Here is a 26,626-nt window from a genome sequence, read left to right on the forward strand (position 1 = left end):
CGCGCAGACCGACGACTTCCACTTCCTCGCCCACCTTGATGATGCCGCGCTCCACGCGGCCGGTGGCCACCGTGCCACGGCCGGCGATGGAGAAGACGTCTTCCACCGGCATCAGGAAGGGCTTGTCGGTCGCGCGCTGCGGCGTCGGGATGTAGCTGTCCACCGCCTCCATCAGCTTCAGGATGGCCGGCTCGCCGATGTCGCTGGTGTCACCCTCCAGCGCCTTCACCGCGGAGCCGGGGACGATGGGGATGGTGTCGCCGGGGAACTCGTACTTCTTCAGGAGGTCACGCACCTCCATCTCCACCAGCTCGCGCAGCTCCGGGTCGTCCAGCAGGTCCACCTTGTTCAGGAAGACCACGATGTACGGCACGCCGACCTGGCGCGCCAGCAGGATGTGCTCGCGCGTCTGGGGCATCGGGCCGTCCGCCGCCGACACCACCAGGATGGCGCCGTCCATCTGCGCCGCGCCCGTAATCATGTTCTTCACGTAGTCGGCGTGCCCCGGGCAGTCGACGTGCGCGTAGTGGCGGTTCTTCGTCTTGTACTCCACGTGCGCCGTGGAGATGGTGATGCCGCGCTCACGCTCTTCCGGCGCCTTGTCAATCTGGTCGTACGCCAGGAACGTGGCGCCGCCCGTCTTCGCCAGCACCTTCGTGATGGCCGCCGTCAGCGACGTCTTGCCGTGGTCCACGTGCCCAATCGTTCCGATGTTCACGTGGGGCAGGCTGCGATCGAACTTTTCCTTGGACATGACTTTCCTCGAAAAATGGAGCCCTGAACCAGGATTGAACTGGTGACCTCATCCTTACCAAGGATGCGCTCTGCCAACTGAGCTATCAGGGCTTGGCGATGCACTACAACGGTTGGAGCGGGAAATGGGATTCGAACCCACGACATTCAGCTTGGAAGGCTGACGCTCTACCAACTGAGCTATTCCCGCATTGCCGAGTGGAGAGAGGTGGATTCGAACCACCGTAGGCATAGAGCCGGCAGATTTACAGTCTGCTCCCTTTGGCCGCTCGGGCATCTCTCCGGATATTCGCTTGTGGTGCTGCGTCCTGCTCTCTACCCCATCTTGCTGCGTCCCGGGCCCTTAACCGCGGCCCGTCCTACCTGGCCGGCGGCGGGATTTGAACCCGCGACCTACTGATTACAAATCAGTTGCTCTACCGACTGAGCTACACCGGCATCCATCCAGCAACTGCCCCGCCCTACCTCATCCCGAGCGGACCGTCAACCCCTCGGCAGCGACTTGAGAGGCGCGACCTTTTAGAAGCCCCCACTCTCCAAGTCAAGGAGATTGATCCGGGGTCATCAGCGGGAAGGACGGCCCCGCTGACGGGCGACCTCGTATAGCAGAATCGCGGCGGAAACCGACGCATTCAATGAACCGACCTGACCGCCCATGGGAATCCGGAGGCGGAAGTCGCAGTGCTTGAGGACGCCTTCCCTCACGCCCGCCCCCTCGGCCCCCACCACCAGCGCCAGGGGCCCGTCCAGCCGGGCACTCCACAGGGGTTCCGCGCCCTCGATGTCCGCGGCCGCGACCCACAGGCCCGCTTCCTTCAGCTGCTCCAGGGCGCGGGAGATGTTGGTGACGCGCGCGATGGGGCAGTACTCGACGGCGCCCGCGGAGGCCTTGGCCACGGTGCCCGTCACCTGCACGGCCCGGTCCTTGGCCAGGACGACGCCGTGGGCTCCGAGCGCGTGCGCCGAGCGGATGATGGCGCCCAGGTTGTGCGGATCCTGGATTCCGTCGAGCACGACGACCAGCGCGGGCTGCCCCTTGGCCTTCGCCGCGTCGAGCACGTCCTCCAGTTCGACGTACTGGAAGCCGCGCAGTTCGGCGACGACGCCCTGGTGCACGCCGCCTTCCGCCATGGACGTCAGCCGCTCCCGGCCGACCTTCTCCACCCGGACGCCCGCGTCCCGCGCGCGGCTGAGCAGCTCGCCCGCGGCCTTGGCGCCCACCTGCCCGTCGACGATGAAGAGGCGCTCCACCGCGTCCGGGTGGGCGCGCAGGGCCTCCAGCACGGGGTTGACGCCATGGACGTAGCGCGGGGCTTCATGGCCGCCGCGGTCGCCACCGGAAGGCTTGGGGGAGCGCTCTCGCATGGGAATTACTGGACCTCCACGGGCAGCGAGAAGGTCTTCTTCTGACGGGCGCAGATCTTCTCCGTGCAGATGAAGAAGGTCAGCGTCGCGTCCAGCGTGCCCTTGCCGGCGGACACCGCGGTGAAGGGGACCTCGAAGCGCGGATCCACGAACTGCTGGCCGGCGGCCTTCTTCGCCACCGACTGTTCACGGGTCAGCGTCTTCTGGGCGGGCGTCAGCTGCTTGCCCGTCAGCTCCAGCTTCAGCGGGGCCTCGTCGGAGACGTGGGCGCCGGGCTTCGACTTGATGGCGAGCACGAACGTGCCCTGCCCTCCGGCCTTCACCTGCGTCGACGTCCCCTCGGTGGTGACTTCATAGAGGGTGGCGGGATCCACGTCCTGGGCCAGCACCGGCGCGCCGACGAGCGTCAGCAGCAGGGGGGCCAGGGTCGGGAGGCGGCGGGGGCTGGGCATGGGTGTCTCCAGGAAGGCGGCGTTCGTATACCGGGGCTTCGGACGCGCGGGGAGCGCTTTCTCTTCTAACTCCGCGGCACGTTCACCTTCACGGGCCCCTTGCGCTCCGGCGGCGGGAGCAGGGCCTGCGGCGTCTCCAGGGCGGCGCTCCAGACGGGGGTGGCGCCGGCGACGAGGGCCTCCGCGCGCTCGATGATGGGGGTGGCCAGGTCCATGCCCGTCGCGGCCTCCATCTCCAGGAGGGCGGGCGAGCTGTTCACCTCGAAGACCTTGGGGTGCCCCTGGACGTCCAGGATGTCCACCGCGGCCACCTCCAGGCCCACGAGCCGGGCGACCTTCTCCGCCGTGGCGCGGTGGCCAGGGGACAGCGTCAGGGCCTCCAGCCGGGCGCCCCGGTTCAGCGTGTGCGAGAGACGGCCGGGGCGCGGCTTGCGCAGCACGCCAGCGATGGCCTGTCCGCCCACCACGAGGACGCGCACGTCCTGGCCGGTGCTCCTCACGTACTCCTGCATGACGAGGTTGTGCCCCAGGCCGAGCACCGCCTCGAGCGCGGCCTCCAGCGACTGGAGGCTCTCGCAGACCATCACGCCGTGCTTCTCCTGCCCCTGGAGGAGCTTCACCAGTACGGGCACCCCGCCCACGAGCCCGACCATCTCCTTGAGGTGGGCCGCGTCCCGGGCCATCACCGTGGCGGGGATGTCGATGCCGTGGGCGGACAGGAGCTGGAGCGCGCGCATCTTGTTGCGCGACTGCGCGATGGCCTGGGCGTGGTTCACCAGGGGCACGCGCGCCAGACCGAACTGGTTCACCACCGCGAGCCCGTACGTGCTGATGGACTGGGCGATGCGTGGGATGACGACGTCGGTGGGCGTGAGCTTCTTGCGGTCGTAGAGCAGGGTCGCCTGGCTGCCCCCGTCCAGATGCATCTGCACCCGGAGCGGGTTGAGCACGCGGACCCGGTGCCCCCTCGCGCGTCCTGCCTCGACGATCCGCCGCGTGGACGAGATGGAAGCGGAACGCGAGAGGACGGTGATTTTCATGGCGGAGGCGACCGGCGGCGAGGACCCTATAATCCCCGCCTCCGCCCGCGTAAAGCCGCCTCCGCCTGCCTGCCGGCTTAGAGCTTGCGGATGGCGCGCACTTCGACGCTGACCGGGTCTTCCGGACGCGACGACTCCAGCTTCGCGCAGGCGCTGCCGGTGAACCGCACGCCCCCCTCTTCCAGCGACCAGGTGTCGGGGCCCGCGAGCGTGCGCTCGCCGTCAATGTAGACGACGATGAGCTTTTCATTGGAGGGCAGCTGGCTCTTCTCAAGCGGAGTGAAGCACGGCTCGCCCGGGAGGATCTGCTCGCTGATGCTCTTCAGCGCGCTCGCCAGTTCCTCACGATTGCCCGCCTGGTAGAACGAGCGACCGCACAGGCCGGCCGCAACGTCACAGGTATCACCCGCGCCGCAATCAATGCTGGCCTTGCAGGTACGCGCGAAGCCGCCCGTGAGCGCCATCTCGTTGAGCACCGCGGGACCGTCGCCCGAGGACGTCTCCGCGCCGAAACCGATGACGATGGTCTTGATGCCGTTGCTCTTCAGCGCCGCCACCTCCGCCACGGAGGCGTTCTTGTCGAGGCAGCCCCGCTTGTAATAGGGGCTCTGCTGCACCGTGCACTGCGACGCCGACGCGAGCGTGCAGCGGCACTCCGGCATGCTGCCGTTGTACTCGTTGAACTCGTTGCAGTTGGGCAGACCGTCGGTGAGCAGGATGACGATCTGATCGCGTTCCTGGGAGTTGGGCGTCAGGAGCGTGCCCGCGAACTTCAGGCTTCCGCTCGTCGGCGTACCGCCCTTGGGCCGGTTCGCGCCCGCGTTGGGGATGGCCTGCAGCTTCGCGTTGACCTGGAGCGCGTAGTTCTGGAGGTCCTCGTCCGAGTCCAGGTCGACCGGGATGACCGCGCGGACGCTCTCACCCGAGGTGGCGGCCGCGCACAGCTGCGCCGCGCTCGGCGTCGTCGCGGTGGTGGGCGCCGGATAGGTCGTCAGGCCGAAGCGGACCAGCTTGCCGCTCTCCGAGAGGAAGGGGCCCATGGCGCCCTGGAGCTCCGACCAGCGCGTGGGGCACTTGGACGTGTCGCAGGGAAAATCCTCGGCACAGGTGAAGGTGCGGCCCTGCTCGTCCTTGAGGTCGCACACGCGCTGGCCGTTGACGACCAGGTCCTTGTTGACCGGCTCTGTCATCGAGCCGGAGATGTCCACCAGCAGCATGACGTCCGGCTTGCTCTTGCGAGCGGTGATCACCGACTCCACGGTGGTCTGGGCGATCGCGAGCGGATCCACCGGCTCGAAGTCATAGGTCTGACAGCCGGCCATCACGGCAACACCGAGCATGCCGGCCAGCAGTGCGCTCAGGGGGGTCGACTTGGCGCGCATAGGCTTTGAGGATTTCCTTCCAGGGGGGGAACAACGGACTGCGAATGCCGCAGCGTAACGCGTGGAAGCCCGCCGAGGCTACAGCGACTCGCGGCAGGCAGGTTCCATTCAGGTAGTGCTGCCAAGTTGCAACGTCAGGCGATCCCCGAGGGCAGGTTCGTTTCCCCTGTCGGACATCCGCCTCCTCCTGGAGGGGGCCCGCTCACAGCGTGAGGACGCGGGCGCCTTCGGTCAGCCTCCAGATGGAGGCCAGGCCCATGACGTCGTCCAGCGTGCCGTGCAGTTCCTGGGGCGAGAGGCCACAGATGCGGACCGTCGTGTCGCAGGCCACGAGCTTCGCGCCCAGGGCGCGAGCCTCCTCCAACATGCGGGCCGGGGTGGGGACGTTGAGCCCTTCGGCCCGGGCCACCTCGGTGCGCTCGCGCTCGCTGTGCGCCAGGCCGAAGCCGCCCCGGACCAGCTGACGGAGGGCCTCGAAGGCGAAGACGAAGTAGACGTCGTCGCCCATCGCGGCGGCGGTGATGCCCATGGAGGCCGCCTGATAGGCGGGCTCGTACGTGGCGTGCTGGAGGAAGAAGAAGACGCGTCCGGCCATGGTGGACCGACCTTAGCGTTATCGAGTCCGGACCGGCAGCCGTCGTATAACAGGGCTCCCCTTCCCCACCGGGAGCCCCGCATGCCGAGCCAGCCGTCCCGCCCCCGCGGTGTTCGTCCCTCGCCGGTCCCGTCTCTTCACGCCGCGCCACGGTGGAGGGCCCTGGCCGGTCTCGCCGTGCTCGCGGGCGCGGGGCCCGTGTCCGAAGCGGCTCCGGTCCGCACGACCGCCGCGGTGGTCCGGGCTTCCGCGCCCACGTCCCCGAGCGCCGTCGCTCCCGGGCCGCTGCGCACGGAGGCACTGGGGCTGCTCGCGCAACCGAACGTGGCGCCGGAGACGGCGTGGCGCAGGCTGGGGCCGGAGATCGTTCCCGTGCTCGCGGCGCTGGCTGAGGACATGAGCATCCCAGACGCGCAGCGGATGCGGGCCGTGACGGCGCTGGCGGGCGTGGAGGCTCCCCAGGCGGGACAGACGCTCCAGGCGATGCTGGAGGATCCACACCGCCCTTCGGATGTCCGCTCGCAGGCCGCCGCCGCGCTGGGCCAGCGCCTGGGGTTCGAGGCCGTGAAGACGCTGCAGGCCCGGCTGGAAGACCACGACCTGCGGATCCGCGAGGCCGTGGCCCAGGCGCTCGGACGGCTGGGCGGTCAGCAGGTGCGCGAGGTGCTGGAGGAGCGGCTCCCCCTGGAGGACGTCCCCCAGGTGCGTGAAGCACTCCAGCAGGGGCTCACGCTGGCGGAGCCCTGAGCCGGGCGCCGGGCATGGCGGGGACGGTCGCCCTGGTGGAGTGCTCGGGGCTCGCGTCGGGCGGGGCCTTCCGTTAGATGGGAGGCCATGCGCCCCACCGTCCTTCTTTTCGACATCGATGGAACCCTCGTCACCACTGGCGGCGCCGGTCGCCGCGCCATGGGCCTGGCCTTCGAGCAGCTCCACCGGCGGCGCGACGCGTGCGACGGCTTCAGCATGTCCGGCATGACGGACCGGGCCATCGTCCGCAAGGCGCTGGGCATCATCGGCCAGCCCGACACCGAGGACGCCATCAGCGCGGTCATCGACGCGTACGTCGCCCAGCTGGGCCTGGAAGTCCCCAAGGTCGATGCGCGCGAGTACCGACTGCACCCGGGCATGCGCGAGGCGGTGCTGGAGGCTCGCTCGCGGTCGGGCTTCGCGGTGGGCCTGGGCACCGGCAACGTGCGCGCGGGCGCCAAGGTGAAGCTGGACCGCGTGAACATCCACGACCAGTTCGCCTTCGGCGGCTTCGGCTGCGACTTCGAGGACCGCGTGGCCCTCATCCGGCACGGCGCGAAGGCCGGGGCGGCGCAGCTGGGCCATCCCCTGGAGGCGTGCCGGGTGGTGATCATCGGCGACACGCCCAAGGACGTCGCGGCCGCCAAGGGCATTGGCGCGGAGACGATTGGCGTGGGCACGGGCAACTTCACGCCCCAGGCGTTGATCGACGCTGGCGCCGAGTGGGCCTTCGCGGATTTCTCCGCCCCTGGAGCCATGGAGGCCCTGCTCGTCGGACGGTGAAGGTGTGGTATCTCCGCCGCCCCTCCGAGGAGTCGTTCACGCATGTCGTCCACGCTCGAATCCTATGAGCTGATCCGCTTCGCCGAAGCCTTCGAGGCCCGACTCGCCACGGCGGAGGAGATGGTCGTCGGCAGGCCGGGGCTGGAGGCCGAGAAGCAGTGGCTGGCCTCCGCGCTGGAGCGCCTGCGCGAGGCCCGCGAGCCGGCGGCCGGCCTGCTGGAGCAGGTGAAGGACCTGCCCGAGCTCGACGAGGCCCGGGAGGAGTTCTCGTTCGATCAGCAGGGCCGCTGGGTGGATGCGCTGGAGAAGCTGCACGCCGGCATCACCTTCACCGCCAGCAGCCGCGCGCCCGTCATCGAGGCCCTCTTCCCGCATCTCAAGTTCCCGCAGCTGCGCCGGGCCCCCGTGGAGCTGGTCAACGAGTACGCCACGTCGTACGAGCGGCGGCTCAAGAGCGCCTACGTCACCCGCATCTTCTCCCGCGATGACTTCGCGATGGTCCGCCCCGTCGTGGATCAGGTCGCCGCGACGTTCGCCGCGTGGAACGCGAGCCTGTCCCCCACCCCGCTGCCCCCGGAGCAGGAGGCCGCCCTGCGCGAGGCGCTGGTGGCACTGGGGCGGCGCCTGGACGTGGCGCTGCGGCAGGGGCGCCTGCTCGCGGAGGCCGCGCTGGTTCCCGTGCCGGGGGTCTTCGAAGCCGCGGGCCTCACCCTCAAGCCCCGGAAGCGCGCGGGCAAGTCGCTCGCGCTCTCCGCCGAGGAAGGCGCCTCGGACCTCTTCGGAGAGGAAGGCGACTCCGGCCAGGACGAGGCGTTCGATGGTGCCGAGGGTGTGGAGTCTTCCGGGGACGACGCGATGGAGGCGGCTCCCGCCGACGTCGAGGCCCAGGAGCCCCTGGAGGAGGCCGCCGAGCAGGAGGCGGGGAGCGTCGAGACTTCGGACCGTGGAGCCGCGGAGGTCCCCGCTGCTCCGGAACCCGTCGCCTCCGAGCCTCCCGTCGTGGCGCGTCCTCGACGGGGCCGGCCTCCGAAGAACGGGGCTCCAGCTCCAGAGACCGCGCAGGCGGAGGCTCCTTCGGAGGCCCCGGCTTCCGGTGCTCCGGAGGCCGTGCGTCCCAAGCGTCGCAAGAAGACCGACCCGTCCGAGGCTGGCACGCCTTGAGACCCGACGCGCGGTGAGTCCCCCGCCGTGAAGAGGAACCCGGACATGGCGGACGTCGCCCTTCCCATCGATCCCCTCCTGCCCGACATCGTTTCCACGCTCCGGAGCTCGCGGTCGCTCGTGCTGGAGGCGCCTCCTGGCGCGGGCAAGACGACCCGCGTTCCCCGCGCGCTGCTGGAGGCAGGGCTGGGCGCGGGCAAGGAGATCGTCGTCCTCCAGCCCCGGCGCCTGCCCACCCGGCTCGCCGCGCAGCGCGTGTCCGAGGAGATTGGCGAGCGCGTGGGCGAGACCGTCGGCTACCAGGTCCGCTTCGAGGACGTCCGCGGGCCCAAGACGCGCATGTCCTTCGTCACCGAGGGCGTGCTCGGGCGCCGCCTGCTCACCGACCCCACCCTGCGCGACGTGGGCATCGTCGTGCTCGACGAGTTCCATGAGCGGCACCTGTCCGCGGACATCTCGCTCGCGCTCCTGCGGCGGCTGCAGGAGACGGCCCGCCCCGACCTCAAGCTCGTGGTGATGTCCGCGACCCTGGAGGCCGAGCCCGTCCGCGCGTACCTGGGCGGCGCCCCCTCCCTGCGCTCCGAGGGCCGCCGCTTCGACGTCAGCGTCGAATACCTGTCCGCTCCGGATGAGCGGCACCTGGATCAGCAGGTGCTCTCCGCGCTCAAGCGCCTGTTCACCCAGGGCGTCGACGGCGACGTGCTCGTGTTCCTCCCCGGCGCAGGGGAGATCCGCCGCGCGCGCGACACCTGCGCGGAGTTCGCCGAGCGCCACGACGCGGACGTGCTCCCGCTCCACGGCGACCTCTCTCCCGCGGAGCAGGACCGCGCCGTGCGCCGCAGCTCGCGCCGGAAGATCATCCTGTCCACCAACGTCGCGGAGACGTCCGTCACCATCGACGGCGTCGCGGTCGTCATCGACAGCGGGCTTGCGCGCGTGGCGTCCCACTCGCCGTGGTCCGGCCTGCCGCAGCTCAAGCTGGGCAAGGTGAGCCGTGCCTCCGCCATCCAGCGCGCCGGCCGCGCGGGCCGCACCCGGGCCGGGCACTGTGTGCGCCTCTACACCCAGCACGACTTCGACGGGCGGCCTGATCAGGAGGCGCCGGAGATCCGCCGCACCGACCTGGCGGAGACGGTGCTCGCCCTGCGTGCCTCCGGCGTGAAGGACCTGACGGCGTTCCCGTTCTTCGAGCCGCCCCCTGCTCCCGCGCTGGAGGCGGCGGAGACGCTGCTGCGCCGGCTGGGCGCGGTGGACGCGAAGGGCCAGGTGACGGACGTGGGTCAGCGGCTCCTGCGCTTCCCCGTCCACCCGCGACAGGCCCGCGTCATCGTCGAGGGCGAGCGCCGGGGCGTGGGCGCGGATGCCGCCGTGCTCGCGGCCCTCATGGGCGAGCGGGACATCCGCCGCGAGGCCCGGGCCAACCTGGGCGGCGGTGGCCGCGCGTCCGCGCTCGTCAGCGGCCCGTCCGACCTGCTGGAGCTCCTGGAGCGCTTCCGCGAGGCCGGCCGTTCAGGCTTCGCCTCCGGCCGCATGCAGTCGCTGTCGCTGGACGCGGGCGCGGTGCAGTCCGTGGAGCGCGTGCAGAAGCAGCTGCGCCGCGCGGTGCGCGAACAGGGCTCGAAGCCCGGACGCCCCGAGGACGTGGAGCAGGCCCTGATGCTCAGCGTGCTCGCGGGCTATCCGGACCGCGTGGCCCGCAGGCGGCGGCCCCGCTCCCCCGAGTTGCTCATGTTCGGCGGCGGCACCACCAGCCTGTCCGAGTTCAGCGTCGTCCAGGACGCGGAGCTCATGGTGGCCGTGGATGCCGAGGAGCGCCCCGGGCGCGGCGCCGTCGTGCGACTGGCCAGTGCCGTGGAGGCCGAGTGGCTGCTGGACCTCTACCCGGACGCGCTGGAGGAGGTGGACACCCTCCAGTGGAACCCGGACTCGCGCCGCGTGGAGCGCCTCACCCGGCTGGCCTACGGCAACCTCATGCTGGAGGAGACACGCACGCCCGCCCCTCCGTCGGAGGAGGCCGCGCGCGTGCTGGCAGAGGCCGCGCTGGCCGCGGGCCCGGAGCGCTTCGCGGAGCCGGAGGCGCTGGAGCAGTGGCGCACGCGCGTGGAGCTGCTCGGCAAGGCGTTCCCCGAGGCGGGCTTCCCCACCGTGGACGCGGCCTTCATGCGCGACGCGCTGGCGTCCCTGTGCGTGGGCGCGCGCAGCTTCTCCGACCTGGAGGGCGTGTCGCTGCTGGATGCGCTCTATGCGCGCCTCACCTCCGAGCAGCAGCGCCTGCTGGCGAACCACGCCCCGGAGCGCGTCACCCTGCCCGGTGGGCGCGGCGTGAAGGTGCACTACGAGCCCAACAAGCCACCCTGGGTGGAGTCACGGCTGCAGGACTTCTTCGGGATGGCGCAGGGGCCCAGCGTGGGCGCGGGCCGCGTGCCGCTGGTGCTGCACCTGCTGGCCCCCAACATGCGCGCCGTGCAGGTGACGACCGACCTGGCGGGCTTCTGGGAGCGTCACTACCCGGCGATCCGCAAGGAGCTGTGCCGCAAGTACCCGCGGCACTCGTGGCCCGAGGATCCGCGCCACGCCGAGCCGCCCGCGCCCCGTCCTCCGAGGCGCTGAAGGCGGCGGGACTACAGCCGCTTGTGCATCTCCAGGTGGTCGATGCCGGCCTCGTCGAAGACGGCGCCGACGGGCTGGTAGCCGTGCTTCTTGTAGAAGTCGAGCGCGTAGAGCTGGGCGTGCAGCATGATGCCCGTCACGTTGCGGCGGCGCGCCTCCTCCTCCAGCGACGTGAGGAGCAGCGAACCCACGCGGGCCTTGCGGTGCGACTGGAGCACCGCCATGCGACCAATCTGGCCCCACGTCCCGCTCTGTCCGGCGGGCGGCTCCGGCAGCTTCACCAGACGCCCCGTGCCGATGGCGTGGCCGCCCTGGATGGCGAGCACGTGGTAGGCGTGGGCGTCCTCGGCGTCGCGCTCGATGCCCTCGGGCACGTGCTGTTCCTCGATGAACACCACCTCGCGGATGGCGAGGGCCTGCATGAGCTCCGCCTCGTCCTTGATGTGGGCGATGGTGACGGGTGCAGGGGAGGTCTCGGGGGGCGTCGGCATGGCTCCGGGCAAGGTACACAAAAGGCCGCGCCGCCAACAGGCGGAAAAAACCACCCGCCTTCCGGCCTGGCGCGCCTCCCACGCGGTCGCTCCGTCCCCTGCCTCCTGGCGGGGAGCGGCCTGTCGCGAATGCCCCGCCGCATCGGGTCATCCGGTTGCAATTGCCCTCCTACGTCGGGCGGTCCCGAAGGCCTCCACTCAGCGCGTGGGCGCGGCCGCTCGGAGGAGGCTCACCCCGGGGAGGGCATGGTAGGGTTCAGGGCGATGCGTACCCGAGCCCTGTTCGCCCTGTCCGTGGGCCTGCTGTCGACGCCCGCGCTCGCCCAGAAGGAGTTCTTTTTTGGAACGGGAGAGCCGCCCGTGTTCCGCGAAGCGGACATGGACAAGCGGTTCCTCCGCTCCCGCGTCAATCAGGCCCTGGTCCAGGGGACGAGCGACGCGAACTGCGCCCAGCTGGTGGGCGCGCTGCTCACCATCGTGGGCGAGTCCGCGCCGTACCTGCACAAGCGCGACGAGAACTTCTACCTGGACCCGGTGTTGATCCAGGCGCTGGGCACGCAGCTGTCCACGCCGCGCTTCCCCGCCAACATGTTCCTGGTGTCGATGATGCGCCGCGTGCTCATCGACAAGAAGCTGCCGGCGGAGTGGATGCAGACGGCGGTGGCGCTCGCGCCGTACTACCCGCCGCTCGACCTGAGCAAGCTGCGCTTCATCGCGGACGGCGTGAAGCCCGTGGACAGCTTCTTCTTCACGCTGCCCGCCATCCTGGAGCGCTACGACGTGGAGGTCCTCAAGGCCAACGCCATGGCGGCCAGCGTGGCGGACGCGAAGTTCCGCGACGACTACCTCGACAAGGAGGTGGCCTTCGCGGGGCTGGAGTTCATCGACGCGAAGCTGGAGAAGCCCAAGAAGCGAAGCAAGAAGGGCCCTCCGCCCGAGCCGCCCGCGCTGATGGCCCGGCTCGTCTACTACCTGCCGGATCCGGGCAACGACGGCCTGCTGTCCGGGCTGAACTTCGGCAAGCCCAAGGTGCGGCCCGCGGTGAACATCACGGCGCGGCTGAATGAGGACCAGTACACGGCGCTGACGCAGCTGCCGAAGGGCTCGCGCGTGCTGCTGCGCGGCCGCTTCTGGGAGTACCGCAAGCAGCTCAAGGAGCTGGAGGTGCGCGACGCGTACCTGTTCCAGGACCGGGACTGGGCCCAGAACCCCGCGCTCGCGGACCCCAACGCCGTGGCGGCCTGTCCGCTCGCGTTCAACGACCTGACGGGCACCGCGCCCGTGCAGCCGGGCGGCTTCGGCGGCAAGCGCTAGCAGCGCGCCGTCCCGCGTCCCGCACACCCATCCCGGGGGCGGCACCCCTGCCGTGCCGCCTCCTTCGCGCCCTCCTCCCGGGAGCGCGTCCCGCCTGATTGGCACGGCCGCTGCTCATGCCCGCGCATCCCTTGCGCGCGAGGCATGCCATGAAGGTCGAAGGTCAGGACGCTCCTGCCGGTCACGAGAAGGTCCCCGAGCAGAAGGACGCGTTCAAACAGGCCCTCCAGCGGACCTCCGGACGGCCCGACGCCCCGCTCCATCCCGGGGCCCGCCGTGAGCCGGTGACACCGGGAATCGCTCCGAAGGCCGGGGCCCTTCGTCCTCCCGGTGGTCCTGGGACGGGACCGGCGGTGCGCGCCACGCCAGCGCTTCCCGGCGTCCGTGCATCAGGGGCCATCCTCTCGATGACGCGCAGTGCGCTGGGGAGCCCGGAGACGCTCCGGCAGGCCCGGCAGGGCATGCACGTGGAGGCGCAGCGGCTGGGGACGGTGCGCCAGGAGGCACTGTCGGAGGGAGGGACGCAGGCCTCCCACCGCGCGTCGGAGCTGCTGGCCCGGGAGGTGGAGCGCTCGTTCCGCGCCGAGCCGCGTCCGGTGCCGCCTCCCCTTCCCTCTCCCCTGCGTGACGACCGTTCCTCGGAGGGCCTGGCGCGTGCCTCCACCGTTGAAGGTCCCCGCGCGGCGAGCGGATCCGCAGAAGGTGCCGGCCCGGCCAGTCCCCCCGTCGCGCAGGTCGAGTCCACCCTGGCGCTCATCGAGAAGATCGAGGTCTTCGTGAAGTCCCAGCGGCCGGCGCTGGGCCTGAGCCTGCGCGGGCCGCTGGAGGCCACCGTGGAGGTGGAGCGCACGGGGCCGCGCGAGGTGGCGCTGCGCATCCAGGGGCGGCACGGGCCCGTCCCCACCGAGGACGTGGCGCGGCTGCGCGACGCGCTGGAGGCCCGGGGGCTGCGGCTCAGCGTCCTCCAGGTGGGGTGAACGTCCGGCGATGCCCCCTGCCTGTCAGCCGCCACGAACGACGAAGGCCCTCACGCCAGGGGGCGCGAGGGCCTTCACCACGACGGGCACGCTCGGACGCGGCCCGCGATTACTTCCCGGGCGCGGTGTTCAGCTCCGCGCGCTTGCCCTTCTTGTCCTTGTACTCCTCGGCCTCGGGCAGCGCGGCCTTCTTCTCCGCGATGTTGGGCCACTTGGCGGAGAAGTCCGTGTTGAGCTTCTTGTACTCCGACCACTCCGAGGGCAGCTCGGTCTCGGGGAAGATCGCCTTGGTCGGGCAGACGGGCTCGCAAGCGCCGCAGTCGATGCACTCGTCCGGGTGGATCACGAGGAAGTTCGCACCCTCGTAGAAGCAGTTGACCGGGCACACCTCGACACAGTCGGTGTACTTGCACTTGATGCAAGGCTCGGCGACGACATAGGCCATGTTGATCTCTCCTCTGTGCGGTATTCCGCGCGTCCGTGGCCGCGCACAGTAGATGGTTGCGGCCGGGCTTGGCACCCTGAATTTAGGGCCTCCCCCAGCCTCGTTCCCAGGTCAGCCCAGCAAGCCCTGCGCCCGGAGCAGCTCCGCGACGAGGATTGCGCCCTTGGCGGCCCCCATCTTCGTGTTGTGGGAGACGAGGACGTACTTGAAGCCGTTCTCCAGCACACCGTCCTCGCGGATGCGACCCACCGTGGTGGCCATGCCGCCGTGGGTGTCCCGGTCCATGCGGGGCTGGGGGCGGAACGGGTCATCCAGCACTTCGATCCACCGGGGCGGAGCGGACGGCAGGTCCTTCGCCACCTGGGCGCCCTGCCATTCACGCATCGCCTGGGTGACCTCCGCCACGCTGGCCTTCTTCCCGAGCGACACGAAGACGGACTCGGTGTGGCCCTCCAGGACGGCGACCCGGGTGCAGGTGCAGGAGATGCGCACGTCGTGCGGGGTGAGCGCCGCGCCCGCGGGGTTGAGCGCCCCGAGGATCTTCTTCGTCTCCACCTCGACCTTGTGCTCCTCCTTGGGGATGTAGGGCACGACGTTGTCGAGGATGTCCAGGCCGATGACGCCGGGGGAGCGCCCCGCGCCGGACATGGCCTGGAGGCTGGTCATCAGCACGGCCTTCACGCCGAAGCGCTCGGCCAGGGGGGCCAGCGTCACGGCCAGGCCGGTGGTGGTGCAGTTGGGGATGGGGACGATGAAGCCCTTCCACCCGCGCTGCCGGCGCTGCTCGTTGATGAGCGGGGCGTGGGCGGCGTTGACGGGGGGGATGAGCAGGGGCACGTCCGCGTCGTAGCGGAAGGCGCTCGCGGCGGAGAACACCGGGATGTCCCGGGCCAGGCGCGGCTCCAGTTCCCGCGCGACGTCCGCCTCCACGGCGGAGAAGGCGATGTCGTAGTCCTTCGCCTGGACGGCGTCGCCGCTGACCACGGTCATGCGGGCGATGGCCTCCGGCAGCGGCTCCGGGACGAACCAGGCCAGCATGCCGTTGGAGGCGCGCAGGGCGTCCGCGTACGTTTTTCCCGCGGAGCGGGGCGAGGCGGCGAGCCCGGTGAGCTCGATGAACGGGTGGTCCTTCAGGGCAGCGATGAACTGCTGACCCGCGAGTCCGGTGGCGCCAATGAGCACGGCGCGAAGCTTGGCCATCGTGGGGAGTCTCCGGTGGGGGCGGCAGGGCGCTCCTTACACCGTTTCACGACGCGCTGCATCCGCCGCTCAACGGTGGGCGTGGGAGGAGGCGCGCGCGTGGCGTTCCGTGGGGTAGCCCCCCGTCACCCAGGCGTGGAGTCCGCCCGCGAGGCAGACGGCGTTGCGCCCCCTCAGGCGCAACACGCGGCACACGCGGCGGATGTCCGCGCAGTCCTGGGTGGTGCCGCACAGGACGATGAGCTCGTCGTCCGGCAGCATCGCCAGGTCCCGGGCGATCTCCGAGGCCGTCATGCGCAGCGCGCCGGGGATGTGGATCTCGAACCGCTCCCAGTCCATCGCGTCGCGGCAATCCAGGACGAGCACATCCTCGTCCCCCAGACGCATGAACAACTCATCGCAAATGATGGTGGGCTCCACCGGGACCTCCCCGAGGCGACAGGCTCCATCGAACATGAACCGGAGCGCCTTTTCCCCTCTTCCCGCCCGCCTGCCCGCCTGCTTCCAGGAGGTTCCCGGGGCTCAGAGCCCCAACTGCTTGGCGATGATCTCGTTCATCACCTCGCTGGTGCCGCCGCCGATGGGGCCCAGCCGCGCGTCGCGCCAATGACGCTGGATGTCGTACTCCATCATGTAGCCCGCGCCGCCGTGGAGCTGGAGGCACTCGTCGGCCACGCGGCAGCACGTCTCCGTCGCGACCTTCTTGGCCATGGAGGTCTGCGCGACGGCGTACTCGCCGGCCACGTGCAGGCGCAGCGCGTGGTAGGTGAGCTGTCGCGCGCATTCACGGGCCGTGTAGAGGTCCGCCAGCTTGTGGCGCACCACCTGGAAGCCGGCCAGCGTCTGCCCGAAGGCGCGGCGCTGCTTCACGTGCTCCAGCACCGTCTCCAGCATGTCGTCCATGGCGCCCACCGCGCCCAGCGCGAGCGACAGGCGCTCCCACTGGAAGTTGCCCATGATCTGCGAGAAGCCCTGGTTCTCCACGCCCAGCAGGTTCTCCGCCGGCACGCGGCAGTCCTCGAAGAAGAGCTCCGCGGTGTCGGACGCGCGCCAGCCCACCTTTTGGAGCTTGCGCCCCACGCTGAAGCCCGGCGTGCCCCGCTCCACCACCAGCATGGACAGGCCCTTGTGGCCGCGCGACGGGTCGGTCTTCACCGCCAGCACCACGAAGTCCGCCCGCACCCCGTTGGTGATGTACGTCTTGGAGCCGTTGACGACGTAGTGGTCGCCGTCGCGGCGGGCGGTGGTGCGCAGCCCCGCCACGTCCGAGCCGGCGTCCGGTTCGGTGATGCCCAGGGCGCCCACCTTCTCCCCCCGGATGGCGGGGGCCAGCCAGCGCTGCTTCTGGGCCTCCGTGCCGAACAGGTGCACGGGGCCGGTGGCGATGGTGAACTGCCCGCCCAGCCCCGCGGCCACTCCGCCGGAGCCGCAGCGGCCCAGCTCCTCCAGCAGCACCGCCTCGTACAGCTCTCCGGCGGCCGTGCCCCCGTAGGCCTCCGGGTACTTCAGGCCCAGGAAGCCCAGCTCGCCAAAGCGGGTGAACAGCTCCCGGGGGAACTCCTCGCGGGCCTCCCACTCGGCGGCGAACGGGCGCAGCTCCTTGTCCACCACCGCCCGGACGGTACGCCGGAAGGCGTCGTGCTCTTCCTGGAAGACCCCATGGCCCTGCAGCATCGTGTGCTCCCTCGCTCGGTGGTGTCCGACATCCCGCGCCGCATGGTACCGGGACGAGAAGCGGGGCTGGATGGTGTTGCTTCCTTGACCGGCTCCTACGGGGCTGCGTATAACCCCGGCCCCAATCGCTTCCGGCGCCATAGCCAAGTGGTAAGGCAAAGGTCTGCAAAACCTTCATTCCCCGGTTCGAATCCGGGTGGCGCCTCACAGAAAAAGGCCCGATGCGGAACTCCGCATCGGGCCTTCTGTTTTTCCGGGGGTGCCTTCCCGGGTGGGGCCTAGCAGCCCATCTCCACCGCGCCGATGTCCGGGCCGGCGCCGCAGAAGGGCTGTCCCTGGTCCTGGCCCTTGTCCTGGGCGGCCGCCGACGGGGCGAAGGCCTCCGACACCGTGACGTCACCGCCGTTGGAGGTGGTGTCCCCCGTGGCGGCCTTGAAGGCGTCCAGGGCCTGGGGCTGGCCGTTCTTCATGAACTGCGTGCTGGCCGGGTAGAGGTTGGAGCCCATCTTGAGGCCGGGGGCCTGGCCGCCCACGTCCACGCTGACAGGGGCGTCCACGATGTTGTTCTCCACGCGCAGCGACTCCGTGGGGCCGCCCGTGCCGTGGCCCAGGATGATGCCGGCCTTGGCGCGGGTGACGGTGTTGTTCACCACCACGGTGCCCTTGGAGTTCTCCAGGCGGATGCCCGTGCCTTCGCCGCCGCCCGCGTCGGTGATGTCGTGCACGCGGTTGCGGCGCACGACGACGGCCTGGGGCACCGGGCCCTCGTGGTTGCCGCCCACGGAGATGCCCTTGGAGGCGTCGTAGATTTCGTTGTCCTCCACCAGCACGTTGTTGGCGGAGTAGTGGATGACGAGCGCCTCGCCCTTCGCCGTGTCGTTCGCCTGGAACTTGTGCATCCGGTTGTTGCGGATGACGACGTCGTGGCACGTCTTGATGTCCACGGCGTTCTCCCGGTTGCTGAACAGGTGGTTGTTCTCCACCAGCAGGCCCGTGGCGGGCGGCAGGGTGCTGAAGCCCTCGGGCCCCAGGCACTGCACGGAGTCACCGGAGACGTCGTGGATGTCGTTGTTGCGCACCGTCACGTCGTAGGACGCGGGCTGCATCACGATGCCGTGCGAGTCCTTGTTGCCGGTGTTGCGCACGAAGTCGTGGATGTTGTTGTTCTCGATGGTGGGGCCGCGGGCGTTGTTGAACATGGTGATGCCCGCGCCGCCGGTGCCGCCGTGGAGCTCCGAGTTGGCCAGCACCGTGCCCTGCACGTCGCCCTCGAAGGTGACGCCGAAGATGGGCTGCGACTGCACGTCGATGTCGAACCCGTCGATGACCCAGTTCGCGCGGCGCACCTGCACCGCGGCGCCCGAGCCGCTGCCCGGCGTGAGCTTGGGGCGGCCCTCTCCCTGGAGGGTGATCTTCGCTTCGGGCGTGCCGGCCCTGGCGTTGTCGCCCAGCACCACGCGCTCGGCGTAGGTGCCCGCGAGCACGCGGATGCGATCGCCAGGGCCAGCCTTGCCCACCGCCATGGCGATGGTGCGCAGCGGCGCGGCCGCCGTGCCCTGCGCGCCGTCATCTCCCGTCGGCGACACGACCCACTCGTTGGCGGGCGGGGTGGCGGGGGCTTCCGTCATGACCTTGGCGCTGACGGCGGGCTGGGGACCGGGCTCCGCGATGGGCGCGTGGTCGGCGTGCGCCGGCATCTGCGCGGCGGGCGTGTTCTCCACCGGCTGCACGCCGATGGGCGGCGCCTGGCCCGGGCTGGTGGGCGTCTTTTCGACCTTGGGGGTGGCCCCCGTGTTCGCCGCGGGGGGCTGGGCACCGCCGCCGCTCGAGGAACCGCCGGCGCCCCCGCCAGAACCACCGCCGCCGCCACAAGCGGTGAGCCCGAGCGCCAGGGTGCAGGCAGCCAGGGAGGCCACCAGGGTGTTTCGCGTCTTCAAGCCGTTGCCTCCAGGAATTCGCATGAGCAGGAGCAACGCACGGCGTCGGGCGTTCTATTCACTGCCGGTCATCCACGCCAGGGCGCCCCGGACTGGGAGGGAGAACCGTGACGCTCGGCCCCGCGGCGGCTACGGTGCCGCCGCCGTGTCCAAAGCCGTCCTGCTCCTGACCGCCCTGCTGCTCGTCTCCTGCGCCACGCCGGCGCCCTCCCCTGCCCCTGGCACCCGAGGGCTGGGCGAGCCGGAGGTCTCCGTCCCGGCCAGCGCCGCCGCGGACGCGGGCGTGAAGGCCCCCGTGCCCAGCAGTGGCCTGGAGGATCCGCTCACGGCCGGCCTGCCCGGGCCCCAGGACCTGAAGCGCCTGGACTTCCGCAACGGCGAGCCGCGCCTCCCCATCAAGCTCATGGAGGGGCGCGACGTTGTGACGTTCTCGCCGCGCGGCCGGATGCGCCTTCGCTTCGGGGGCCCGGGCGACAAGATGCTGGACGCGCCCGCGGGCTCGCGCTGGACGGTGCGGGTGACGCAGGGCGAACCCGCGCAGTGGAGCGCGCGGGTGCAGCTGGGCGAGTTCCGCTTCGCGGACAAGGCGGGGCTCGCGGAGGCGCAGGAGACGTGGCGCGCGCGGGGGCTCGCGGTGCGCACGCACACGCTGGGCTCCGTGTACGGCATCGCGGGGAAGGTCATCGACAACCGGCGCTACCTCCTGCTGGGGGACGAGGCGCTGACGCCCGCCGCCGCCGCGAAGCAGCAGGCGGAGCTGCTGCACCGCTACGGCCTGCGCACCACCCTCTTCGAGGAGGTCCGCAAGCCGGCCAGCGCCATCCTGGAGCTGAAGGACGAGAACGACGCCGTGGTGGGCCTGGCGCAGGACCGGCTGGACGCGGAGACGCCGGACGGCAGCGGCTTCGACGTGCGGCAGGTGGAGTACGGCGTGGGCTACGACTTCCACGCCTTCGAGGACCGCAGCTTCCGGGGCGCGCTCCAGTTCGCGGTGGACCGGAGCGGCAAGCTCGCGGTGGTGAACGTGGTGGGCCTGGAGGACCTGCTCAAGGGGCTGGTGCCGTCTGAAATCTTCGCGCGCGCGCACCCGGAGGCGCTCAAGGCGCAGGCCGTCACCGCCCGGGGCGAGGTGCTGGCGAAGGTGGGCATCAAGCACCTGGCGGATCCGTACCTGCTGTGCTCGGAGCAGCACTGCGCGGTGTACCGGGGCCGCACCGGAGAGGCGGCCAGCACCACCGCCGCGGTGGAGGCCACCCGGGGCCAGGCTCTCTTCAGCCAGGACGGGCGGCTGGTGGACTCCGTCTACAGCGCCGTGTGCGGCGGCCACACCGAGGACAACGACGTGGTGTGGGGCGGCCCGCCGGACCCCAGCCTGCGCGGCCGTCCGGACCTGCTGGCGCCCGCGCCGGACGTGCCCGGGCCGTCGAACCTCAGGGCGTGGCTGGCGACGTCGGACGTGCCCGCCGCGTGCAAGCTGTCCAGCTTCGCGCAGCCGACGAAGTTCCGGTGGGAGAAGCGCTTCACGCAAGGGCAGGTGGACGCGCTCACGGAGAAGCTGGGCGTGGGGGCGGTCCAGGGGCTCGCCCTGTCCGAGCGCGGGGTTTCCGGGCGTGCCCGGCTGCTCACCGTGTCCGGCACGCAGGGGGCCACCCAGGTGCGCGGGGAGCTGAACATCCGGCGGCTCTTCGGGATGCTCAACAGCAGCATGGCCACGGTGGAGGCCGAGCGGGACGCCGAGGGCCGGCTCACCGGATGGCTGTTCCGGGGCGGCGGCTGGGGCCACGGCGTGGGCATGTGTCAGACAGGCGCCATCGGCCGGGCGGAGGCGGGCCAGGGCTATCCGGAGATCCTTCGCTTCTACTTCAACGGGGCGGAGGTGGCCCCCATCTACTGAAGTCCAGGGAACAATTCGCGCGCACCCGCTGACGGGCTCGTGAATCTCTTTGATGTCCCGCGTGTTACGGGCCGCACGTTCGGGACTGAAGAAGCGGTCCGGAGGTTTATCATCAGGCCGTGGGCACGGGTTCCTCGACAGACTGGCGTCAGCGGCGCGCGCGGAAGCAGCGCGCCCCCCTGCGCTATCTGGTGGCGGGCATCCTGGCGCTCCTGGCCCAGGCCGCCTTCGTGGGCTTCGTGCTCCTGGTGTCCGTCATCCAGGGCAGCCTCCCGCATGAGAAGCGCCCCGCGCGGCCCACGTCCGTGGCGGTGAGGCCGCTCACGTCGGAGCAGTGGGCGAAGAACCGGGGGACGGTGGCACAGCAGCAGACGAAGCCCCGCCCCACGGAGAAGCGCGAGCCGAAGGAAGAGAAGAAGCCGGACGAGACGAAGCCCCAGGGCCAGGTGGTGGACGTGGCGCCGGGGAATGATCAGCAGTCCCCGGACGCGAAGTACCTGGCCGAGCACAACAACACGGTGGAGAAGGAGACGCGCGCGAAGGACCAGACGGCCTTCTACCGCAACGCCATGCCCCAGCGGACCGCGCCCCAGAAGCAGGAGGGCGCGCAGCAGGAGCAGGTGCAGCCTCCGCGCGTGTCGGGCAACAACGGCCAGGGCGCGGACGACCGGCCCCAGTCCCAGGGCGGCAAGAAGCCCGTCTTCGAGATGCCGGAGACGCGCCGCAAGCAGGAGATCGCCATGAAGACGGATCCGCGCGAGCGCGGCCCGGGCATGGCGGTGAACAACCAGTCGGAGAGCGAGGCCACGCAGGGCAACGCGAAGCGCCTGCGCATCCAGCCCGGCGAGGGTGAAAACAGCGAGCAGGAGGGCTCCACGGGCCGCACCGGCTCCCCGGGCCTGGCCACGCTGATGCCGTCGCAGGCGGCCATGGACAAGGTGGTGGGCGCGGCGCCCAACGACATGCTCCAGGACCAGGAGGAGGGCGACGGCACCTTCCTCAACACGCGCGAGTGGAAGTACGCCAGCTTCTTCAACCGCGTGAAGCAGAGCGTGGGCATGCACTGGAACCCCAACGAGCAGCTGCGCATGCGCGACCCGACGGGGAACATCTACTCCGGGCGCGACCGCCAGACGCTGCTCACCATCACCCTGGACGAGCGCGGCGCGGTGAAGGACATCCAGGTGGAGAAGAGCAGCGGCCTGGACTTCCTGGACATGGAGGCCGTGGCCTCCTTCAAGCGCGCGCAGCCCTTCCCCAACCCGCCCTCCGGACTCTTGAGCCAGGACGCGACGGTGCGCTTCCAGTTCGGCTTCTTCCTGGAGATGGGCGGGGGCCCCCGGATGCGGCTGTTCCGACAGTAGGCGCCACGGAGCCCTCGCGATGGGCGGCATGAGGCACTACCCTGCCCCACCGTGGAAGCCCCCCTCGTCGACCGCAGCGCCGCGCTCCAGGAGCGCAACCGGAAGGTCCGCTTCGTCCTGCTGGCCATCCTCGTGGCCAACTGGGTGGTGGCCGTCGCGAAGCTCGTCTTCGGCCTCATGGCCCAGTCCGCGTCGGTGACGGCGGACGGGCTGCACTCGTTCATTGACGGCGGCTCCAACGTGCTGGGGCTCGTCGCCATGGGCGTCGCGTCGCGGCCGGCGGACGCGGACCACCCCTACGGCCACGGCAAATTCGAAGCGCTCGCGTCGCTGGGCATCGGCGCGATGATTGGCGTGGGCATGCTGGAGCTGGGGCGCATGGCGTTCGACTCGCTCCTGCACGACAAGCACCCCACGGTGTCCGTGACGATGGCGGCGGTGATGGTCCTCACGCTCGTCATCAACCTGGCCGTCACCCGCGTGGAGCGGCACTACGGGCAGAAGTACAAGAGCTCGCTGCTGCTCGCGGACGCGCAGCACACGCTGTCGGACGTGTTCGTGACCATCGCGGTGCTCATCTCCATCGGCCTGGTGGCGCTGGGCTTCCCCCGCGCGGACGGGCTGGTGGCGCTGGCCGTGATGCTCTTCGTCGCGTGGGTGGCCTACGGCATCGTCCGGCAGGCGGTGGGCATCCTCTCCGACACCGCGCGCCTGGACCCGGCGCAGGTGTCCCAGCGCACGCTGGCGGTGGCCGGCGTGCGCTCGTGCCGCGACGTGCGCAGCCGGGGCATGGAGGAGAGCGTCTACGTGGACCTGAAGATCGAGGTCGACCCGCAGCTCACCACCGCGCAGGCCCACGAGGTCGCGGACAAGGTGGAGCAGACGCTGCACGACGCCTACCCCCAGGTGGTGGACGTGGTGGTGCACGTGGAGCCCGCGAAGGCCCGCTAGAAACACGAGGGCCGCCTTCCGATGCGCTGGAAGACGGCCCCGGTGACTGCTGCTGGCGAAGACGCCGCCTTAAGCGACCTTCTGCTCGGGCGTGTCGTAGTCCTCGATGGGCGGGCACGAGCACACGAGCTTCCGGTCCCCGAGCACGTTGTTCAGGCGTCCCACGGACGGCCAGAACTTGTTGTCACGCACCCACGCCGTGGGGAACACGGCCTGCTCACGGGTGTACGGGCGGTTCCACTCCGGCGCGGTGAGGGTGCGCGCGGTGTGCGGCGCGTTCTTCAGGACGTTGTTGTCCTTGGGCGCGCGGCCCTCCTCCACGTCGCGGATCTCCTGGCGGATGGCGATCATCGCGTCGCAGAAGCGGTCCAGCTCCGCCTTGGACTCGGACTCCGTGGGCTCGATCATCAGCGTGCCCGCCACCGGGAACGACACGGTGGGCGCGTGGAAGCCGTAGTCCATCAGGCGCTTGGCCACGTCCTCCACCTCCACGCCCGCGGTCTTCTTGAGCGGGCGCAGGTCCACGATGCACTCGTGGGCCACCCGGCCGCGCTTGCCCCGGTAGAGCACCGGGTAGTGCGGCTGGAGCCGCTCCGCGACGTAGTTGGCGTTGAGGATGGCCAGCTTCGTGGCCTGCGTCAGGCCCTCGCCGCCCATCATCTGCACGTACATCCAGGAGATGAGCAGGATGCTGGCGCTGCCCCACGGCGCCGCGGAGATGGCGCCGATGGCCTCCGCCCCGCCCGTCTGGATGACCGGGTGTCCGGGGAGGAACTTCACCAGGTGGGGCGCCACGCAGATGGGGCCCATGCCCGGGCCGCCACCGCCGTGCGGGATGCAGAACGTCTTGTGCAGGTTGATGTGGCAGACGTCCGCGCCCACCAGCCCCGGCGCGGTGAGGCCCACCTGCGCGTTGAGGTTGGCGCCGTCCATGTACACCTGGCCGCCGCGCTCGTGGATGGTGGAGCAGATCTCGCGGATCTCCTCCTCGAACACGCCGTGCGTGGACGGGTACGTCACCATCAGCGCGGCGAGCTTGTCCTTGTGCTCGTCCGCCTTGGCGCGCAGGTCACCCAGGTCGATGTTGCCGTTCTCGTCGCACTTGGTGACGACGACACGGTAGCCGGCCATCACCGCGGAGGCCGGGTTGGTGCCGTGCGCGGAGGACGGGATGAGGCACACGTCGCGGTGCCCCTGCCCGCGCGCCTGGTGGTAGGCGCGGATGACGAGCAGGCCCGCGTACTCACCCTGGCTGCCCGCGTTGGGCTGCAGCGAGCACCCGGCGAAGCCCGTGACCTGAGACAGCGCGTGCTCCAGCTGCTCGAAGATGACCTTGTAGCCGGCCGCCTGCGACGTGGGCGCGAACGGGTGCAGCTTGCTGAACTGGGGCCACGTCACCGGGATCATCTCCGCGGTGGCGTTGAGCTTCATGGTGCAGCTGCCCAGCGGAATCATGGAGTGCGTGAGGGACAGGTCCTTCGCCTCCAGCCGGCGCACGTACCGCAGCATCTCCGTCTCGGAGTGGTAGCGGTTGAAGACCGGGTGCGTGAGGTACGCGCTCTGGCGGCGCAGCTCGGGGGCGAGCGGGCTCTCCAGGTTCGCGGCCACCTCGTCCAGGTTCACCGGGGCCGCGGACTTGTTCGCGCCCTGGATGAAGGCCGCGAGGATGTCCTCCACGTCCTTGGCGCGCGTCGTCTCGTCCAGCGCCAGGCCCAGCGTCTTCTCGTCGATGCGACGGAAGTTCATCTTCAACGCTTCGGCGGCGGCCAGCACGCCCCTGACCTGGGGAGGCGTCAGCTCCACGCGCAGCGTGTCGAAGAACTGATCATGCTTCGGCTTGAAGCCCAGCTTCGCCAGGCCCCGCGACAGCACCACCGTGAGCCCGTGCACGCGCTCCGCGATGGCCTTGAGCCCCTCCGGCCCGTGGTAGACGGCGTACATGCCGGCCATCACGGCCAGGAGCACCTGCGCGGTGCAGATGTTGCTCGTGGCCTTCTCGCGGCGGATGTGCTGCTCGCGCGTCTGCAGCGCCATGCGCAGCGCGGGCCGGCCCTGCGCGTCCTCGGACACGCCGATGAGGCGGCCCGGCATCACGCGGGTGTAGGCGTTCTTCGTGGCGAAGAAGGCGGCGTGCGGGCCGCCGTAGCCCAGCGGCACGCCGAAGCGCTGCGCGCTGCCCACCACCGCGTCCGCGCCGAACTCGCCCGGGGGCGTGAGCAGCGTGAGGCCGAGCAGGTCCGCCGCGACGACGAACAGGCCGCCCGCCGCGTGCACCTTCTCACCGAAGGCGCGGTAGTCGTGCACCACGCCGTCCGTCGCCGGGTACTGCACCAGCGCGCCGAAGAACTTCTTCTGGGCCAGGTCCACCGTGCGGTGGTCGCCCACGACGACCTCCACGCCCAGCGGGATGGCGCGCGTGCGCACCACGTCCACCGTCTGCGGGTGGCAGCTGTCGGAGACGAAGAACGCGCCGCCGGTGCCGTCGCCCTTGGCGTGCATGGCCAGCGCCATGGCCTCCGCCGCGGCGGTGCCCTCGTCGAGCAGGGAGGCGTTGGCCACCTCCATGCCGGTGAGGTCCGTCACCATCGTCTGGAAGTTGAGCAGCGCCTCCAGCCGGCCCTGGGCGATCTCCGCCTGGTAGGGCGTGTACTGGGTGTACCAGCCCGGGTTCTGGAAGATGTTGCGCAGGATGACGTTGGGGACGTGGGTGTCGCTGTAGCCCATGCCGATGAAGGACCGGAACACCTGGTTCTTCGCCGCGATGGCCTCCAGCTGCGCCAGCACCTCGTTCTCGCCGCGTCCGGCGGGCAGGCGCAGGGGCTCCTGGGAGCGGATGGCGGGGGGCACCGCGCTCTCGATGAAGGCATCGAGCGAGGTGACGCCCAGCGTGGACAGCATCTGCTTCACTTCAGGGGTCTCCGGGCCGATGTGCCGGCCGGCGAAGGACTCCTGGTACTTCCAGTTGAGGGACATGGTCGGAAGGGCTCGCGTGAGGTGCGTCAAGAAGGTCGGCGTCCGAGCGGGCTCGGCGCCCCGTGGAGCGTCTCTAACAACCGGGGCGCCCGACTTCTTGCGCGCGCGGTGGCTACTTGGTGAGCGGCTCGTAGGCGGCGGCGTCCAGGAGCTTGCCCACCTGGCTGGCGTCCGAGGGCTCGACCTCCACGATCCACCCCTGCCCGTACGGGTCGGAGTTGATGAGGGACGGGTTGCCCGTGAGCTCGTCGTTCACCTTCACGACGGTGCCGGAGATGGGTGCGAAGAGGTCCGACACGGCCTTGGTGGACTCGATGACGCCGAAGTTCTTGCCCTCGGTGATGGTGGCGCCCAGCTTCGGCAGCTCCACGTACACCACGTCACCCAGCGACTCCTGGGCGTGGGCCGTGACGCCCACCACGATGGTCTTGCCCGTGATGCGGGCCCACTCGTGCTCCTTCGTGTACTTCAGGTCCTGCGGGATGTTGTCAGACATGGAGGCGGCTCCTCGCAACGGG

The 26,626-nt window shown here is 70.6% G+C and carries 23 protein-coding genes and 5 tRNA genes; 10 read left to right on the forward strand and 18 right to left on the reverse strand.

The features are described from left to right. The 10 genes from AABA78_RS00005 to AABA78_RS00050 form a co-directional block, all read right to left on the reverse strand. Positions 1-754, reverse strand: a 754-nt coding sequence (locus AABA78_RS00005) for an elongation factor Tu (protein WP_338260996.1), incomplete at its 3' end; no start/stop codon positions are given. 16 nt (positions 755-770) lie between these two features. Beyond that, a tRNA-Thr gene (locus AABA78_RS00010) sits at positions 771-846 on the reverse strand. A gap of 21 nt (positions 847-867) precedes the next feature. Then, positions 868-943: transfer RNA gene (locus AABA78_RS00015), tRNA-Gly, on the reverse strand. Between the two features lie 9 nt (positions 944-952). Then, positions 953-1,036, reverse strand: a tRNA-Tyr gene (locus AABA78_RS00020). Between the two features lie 82 nt (positions 1,037-1,118). Next, positions 1,119-1,191, reverse strand: a tRNA-Thr gene (locus tag AABA78_RS00025). A 126-nt stretch (positions 1,192-1,317) separates the two neighbouring features. Continuing rightward, positions 1,318-2,118 (reverse strand): 23S rRNA (guanosine(2251)-2'-O)-methyltransferase RlmB, encoded by an 801-nt coding sequence (rlmB, locus tag AABA78_RS00030; RefSeq protein WP_338260998.1) that lies wholly within the window; start codon positions 2,116-2,118, stop codon positions 1,318-1,320. A 5-nt stretch (positions 2,119-2,123) separates the two neighbouring features. Further along, entirely contained in the window at positions 2,124-2,570 is a 447-nt protein-coding gene (locus AABA78_RS00035; protein WP_171413529.1) for a hypothetical protein, read from the reverse strand. A 65-nt stretch (positions 2,571-2,635) separates the two neighbouring features. Further along, the gene (locus AABA78_RS00040; RefSeq protein ID WP_338261001.1) at positions 2,636-3,610 is read right to left on the reverse strand and encodes an ATP-grasp domain-containing protein; all 975 of its coding nucleotides are present in this window, start codon (positions 3,608-3,610) and stop codon (positions 2,636-2,638) included. A 77-nt stretch (positions 3,611-3,687) separates the two neighbouring features. Beyond that, positions 3,688-4,992: an adventurous gliding motility lipoprotein CglB gene (cglB, locus tag AABA78_RS00045; RefSeq protein WP_338261003.1), complete on the reverse strand. Its 1,305-nt coding sequence runs from the start codon at positions 4,990-4,992 to the stop codon at positions 3,688-3,690. Positions 4,993-5,194: 202 nt separating this feature from the next. Then, positions 5,195-5,587 carry a DsrE family protein gene (locus AABA78_RS00050; RefSeq protein ID WP_338261004.1) on the reverse strand — a complete coding sequence of 131 codons (393 nt, stop codon included), beginning with the start codon at positions 5,585-5,587 and terminating at the stop codon, positions 5,195-5,197. Between the two features lie 198 nt (positions 5,588-5,785). On the opposite strand from AABA78_RS00050, the gene AABA78_RS00055 reads away from it, so the two are divergent. From AABA78_RS00055 to hrpB, 4 genes are all read left to right on the forward strand, one after another. Continuing rightward, complete coding sequence (locus tag AABA78_RS00055) at positions 5,786-6,334, forward strand: HEAT repeat domain-containing protein (RefSeq protein WP_338261006.1); 549 nt, start codon at positions 5,786-5,788, stop codon at positions 6,332-6,334. A gap of 87 nt (positions 6,335-6,421) precedes the next feature. After that, positions 6,422-7,117, forward strand: coding sequence for an HAD family hydrolase (locus tag AABA78_RS00060; RefSeq protein WP_338261008.1), 696 nt, complete (start codon positions 6,422-6,424; stop codon positions 7,115-7,117). Positions 7,118-7,159: 42 nt separating this feature from the next. Beyond that, the gene (locus AABA78_RS00065) at positions 7,160-8,278 is read left to right on the forward strand and encodes an ICP22 family protein (protein WP_338261009.1); all 1,119 of its coding nucleotides are present in this window, start codon (positions 7,160-7,162) and stop codon (positions 8,276-8,278) included. A 45-nt stretch (positions 8,279-8,323) separates the two neighbouring features. Further along, a complete protein-coding gene (hrpB, locus tag AABA78_RS00070; RefSeq protein ID WP_338261010.1) occupies positions 8,324-10,888 on the forward strand; it encodes an ATP-dependent helicase HrpB in 2,565 nt (854 codons plus the stop codon). Between the two features lie 11 nt (positions 10,889-10,899). On the opposite strand, the gene AABA78_RS00075 is transcribed toward hrpB, so the two are convergent. Next, the gene (locus AABA78_RS00075) at positions 10,900-11,379 is read right to left on the reverse strand and encodes a GNAT family N-acetyltransferase (protein ID WP_338261012.1); all 480 of its coding nucleotides are present in this window, start codon (positions 11,377-11,379) and stop codon (positions 10,900-10,902) included. A 264-nt stretch (positions 11,380-11,643) separates the two neighbouring features. Here AABA78_RS00075 and AABA78_RS00080 point away from each other — a divergent pair, with 264 nt between their 5' ends. Further along, on the forward strand, positions 11,644-12,693 hold the full coding sequence (locus tag AABA78_RS00080) for a hypothetical protein (RefSeq protein WP_338261015.1): 1,050 nt from the start codon (positions 11,644-11,646) through the stop codon (positions 12,691-12,693). Between the two features lie 407 nt (positions 12,694-13,100). Beyond that, positions 13,101-13,670 (forward strand): hypothetical protein, encoded by a 570-nt coding sequence (locus AABA78_RS00085; protein WP_338261016.1) that lies wholly within the window; start codon positions 13,101-13,103, stop codon positions 13,668-13,670. 109 nt (positions 13,671-13,779) lie between these two features. On the opposite strand, the gene fdxA is transcribed toward AABA78_RS00085, so the two are convergent. The 4 genes from fdxA to AABA78_RS00105 all read right to left on the reverse strand — a co-directional run bounded on the left by fdxA (position 13,780) and on the right by AABA78_RS00105 (position 16,989). Further along, positions 13,780-14,115 carry a ferredoxin FdxA gene (gene fdxA / locus AABA78_RS00090; RefSeq protein WP_120530736.1) on the reverse strand — a complete coding sequence of 112 codons (336 nt, stop codon included), beginning with the start codon at positions 14,113-14,115 and terminating at the stop codon, positions 13,780-13,782. Positions 14,116-14,226: 111 nt separating this feature from the next. Then, the gene (gene asd / locus AABA78_RS00095) at positions 14,227-15,315 is read right to left on the reverse strand and encodes an aspartate-semialdehyde dehydrogenase (protein ID WP_338261018.1); all 1,089 of its coding nucleotides are present in this window, start codon (positions 15,313-15,315) and stop codon (positions 14,227-14,229) included. Positions 15,316-15,384: 69 nt separating this feature from the next. Beyond that, complete coding sequence (locus AABA78_RS00100) at positions 15,385-15,735, reverse strand: rhodanese-like domain-containing protein (RefSeq protein WP_171413541.1); 351 nt, start codon at positions 15,733-15,735, stop codon at positions 15,385-15,387. A 102-nt stretch (positions 15,736-15,837) separates the two neighbouring features. Next, the gene (locus AABA78_RS00105; RefSeq protein ID WP_338261020.1) at positions 15,838-16,989 is read right to left on the reverse strand and encodes an acyl-CoA dehydrogenase family protein; all 1,152 of its coding nucleotides are present in this window, start codon (positions 16,987-16,989) and stop codon (positions 15,838-15,840) included. 133 nt (positions 16,990-17,122) lie between these two features. Here AABA78_RS00105 and AABA78_RS00110 point away from each other — a divergent pair. Beyond that, positions 17,123-17,194: transfer RNA gene (locus AABA78_RS00110), tRNA-Cys, on the forward strand. Positions 17,195-17,267: 73 nt separating this feature from the next. Here the strand turns inward: AABA78_RS00110 and AABA78_RS00115 are convergent. Continuing rightward, complete coding sequence (locus tag AABA78_RS00115) at positions 17,268-18,950, reverse strand: right-handed parallel beta-helix repeat-containing protein (RefSeq protein ID WP_338261021.1); 1,683 nt, start codon at positions 18,948-18,950, stop codon at positions 17,268-17,270. Between AABA78_RS00115 and AABA78_RS00120 the strand changes: the two genes are divergently transcribed. From AABA78_RS00120 to AABA78_RS00130, 3 genes are all read left to right on the forward strand, one after another. Continuing rightward, the gene (locus tag AABA78_RS00120; protein ID WP_338261022.1) at positions 18,949-20,820 is read left to right on the forward strand and encodes a SpoIID/LytB domain-containing protein; all 1,872 of its coding nucleotides are present in this window, start codon (positions 18,949-18,951) and stop codon (positions 20,818-20,820) included. The genes AABA78_RS00115 and AABA78_RS00120 overlap by 2 nt on opposite strands. Before the next feature lie 119 nt (positions 20,821-20,939). After that, positions 20,940-22,184: an energy transducer TonB family protein gene (locus tag AABA78_RS00125; RefSeq protein ID WP_338261023.1), complete on the forward strand. Its 1,245-nt coding sequence runs from the start codon at positions 20,940-20,942 to the stop codon at positions 22,182-22,184. A gap of 51 nt (positions 22,185-22,235) precedes the next feature. Continuing rightward, on the forward strand, positions 22,236-23,135 hold the full coding sequence (locus AABA78_RS00130; RefSeq protein ID WP_338261024.1) for a cation diffusion facilitator family transporter: 900 nt from the start codon (positions 22,236-22,238) through the stop codon (positions 23,133-23,135). Between the two features lie 69 nt (positions 23,136-23,204). Here the strand turns inward: AABA78_RS00130 and gcvP are convergent, their stop codons facing one another. Then, complete coding sequence (gene gcvP / locus AABA78_RS00135) at positions 23,205-26,108, reverse strand: aminomethyl-transferring glycine dehydrogenase (RefSeq protein ID WP_338261025.1); 2,904 nt, start codon at positions 26,106-26,108, stop codon at positions 23,205-23,207. 112 nt (positions 26,109-26,220) lie between these two features. Continuing rightward, a complete protein-coding gene (gcvH, locus tag AABA78_RS00140) occupies positions 26,221-26,604 on the reverse strand; it encodes a glycine cleavage system protein GcvH (protein WP_338261026.1) in 384 nt (127 codons plus the stop codon). Positions 26,605-26,626: the final 22 nt, after the last annotated feature.

The sequence above is a fragment of the Corallococcus caeni genome, assembly GCF_036245865.1.
GTDB classification, from domain to species: domain Bacteria; phylum Myxococcota; class Myxococcia; order Myxococcales; family Myxococcaceae; genus Corallococcus; species Corallococcus caeni.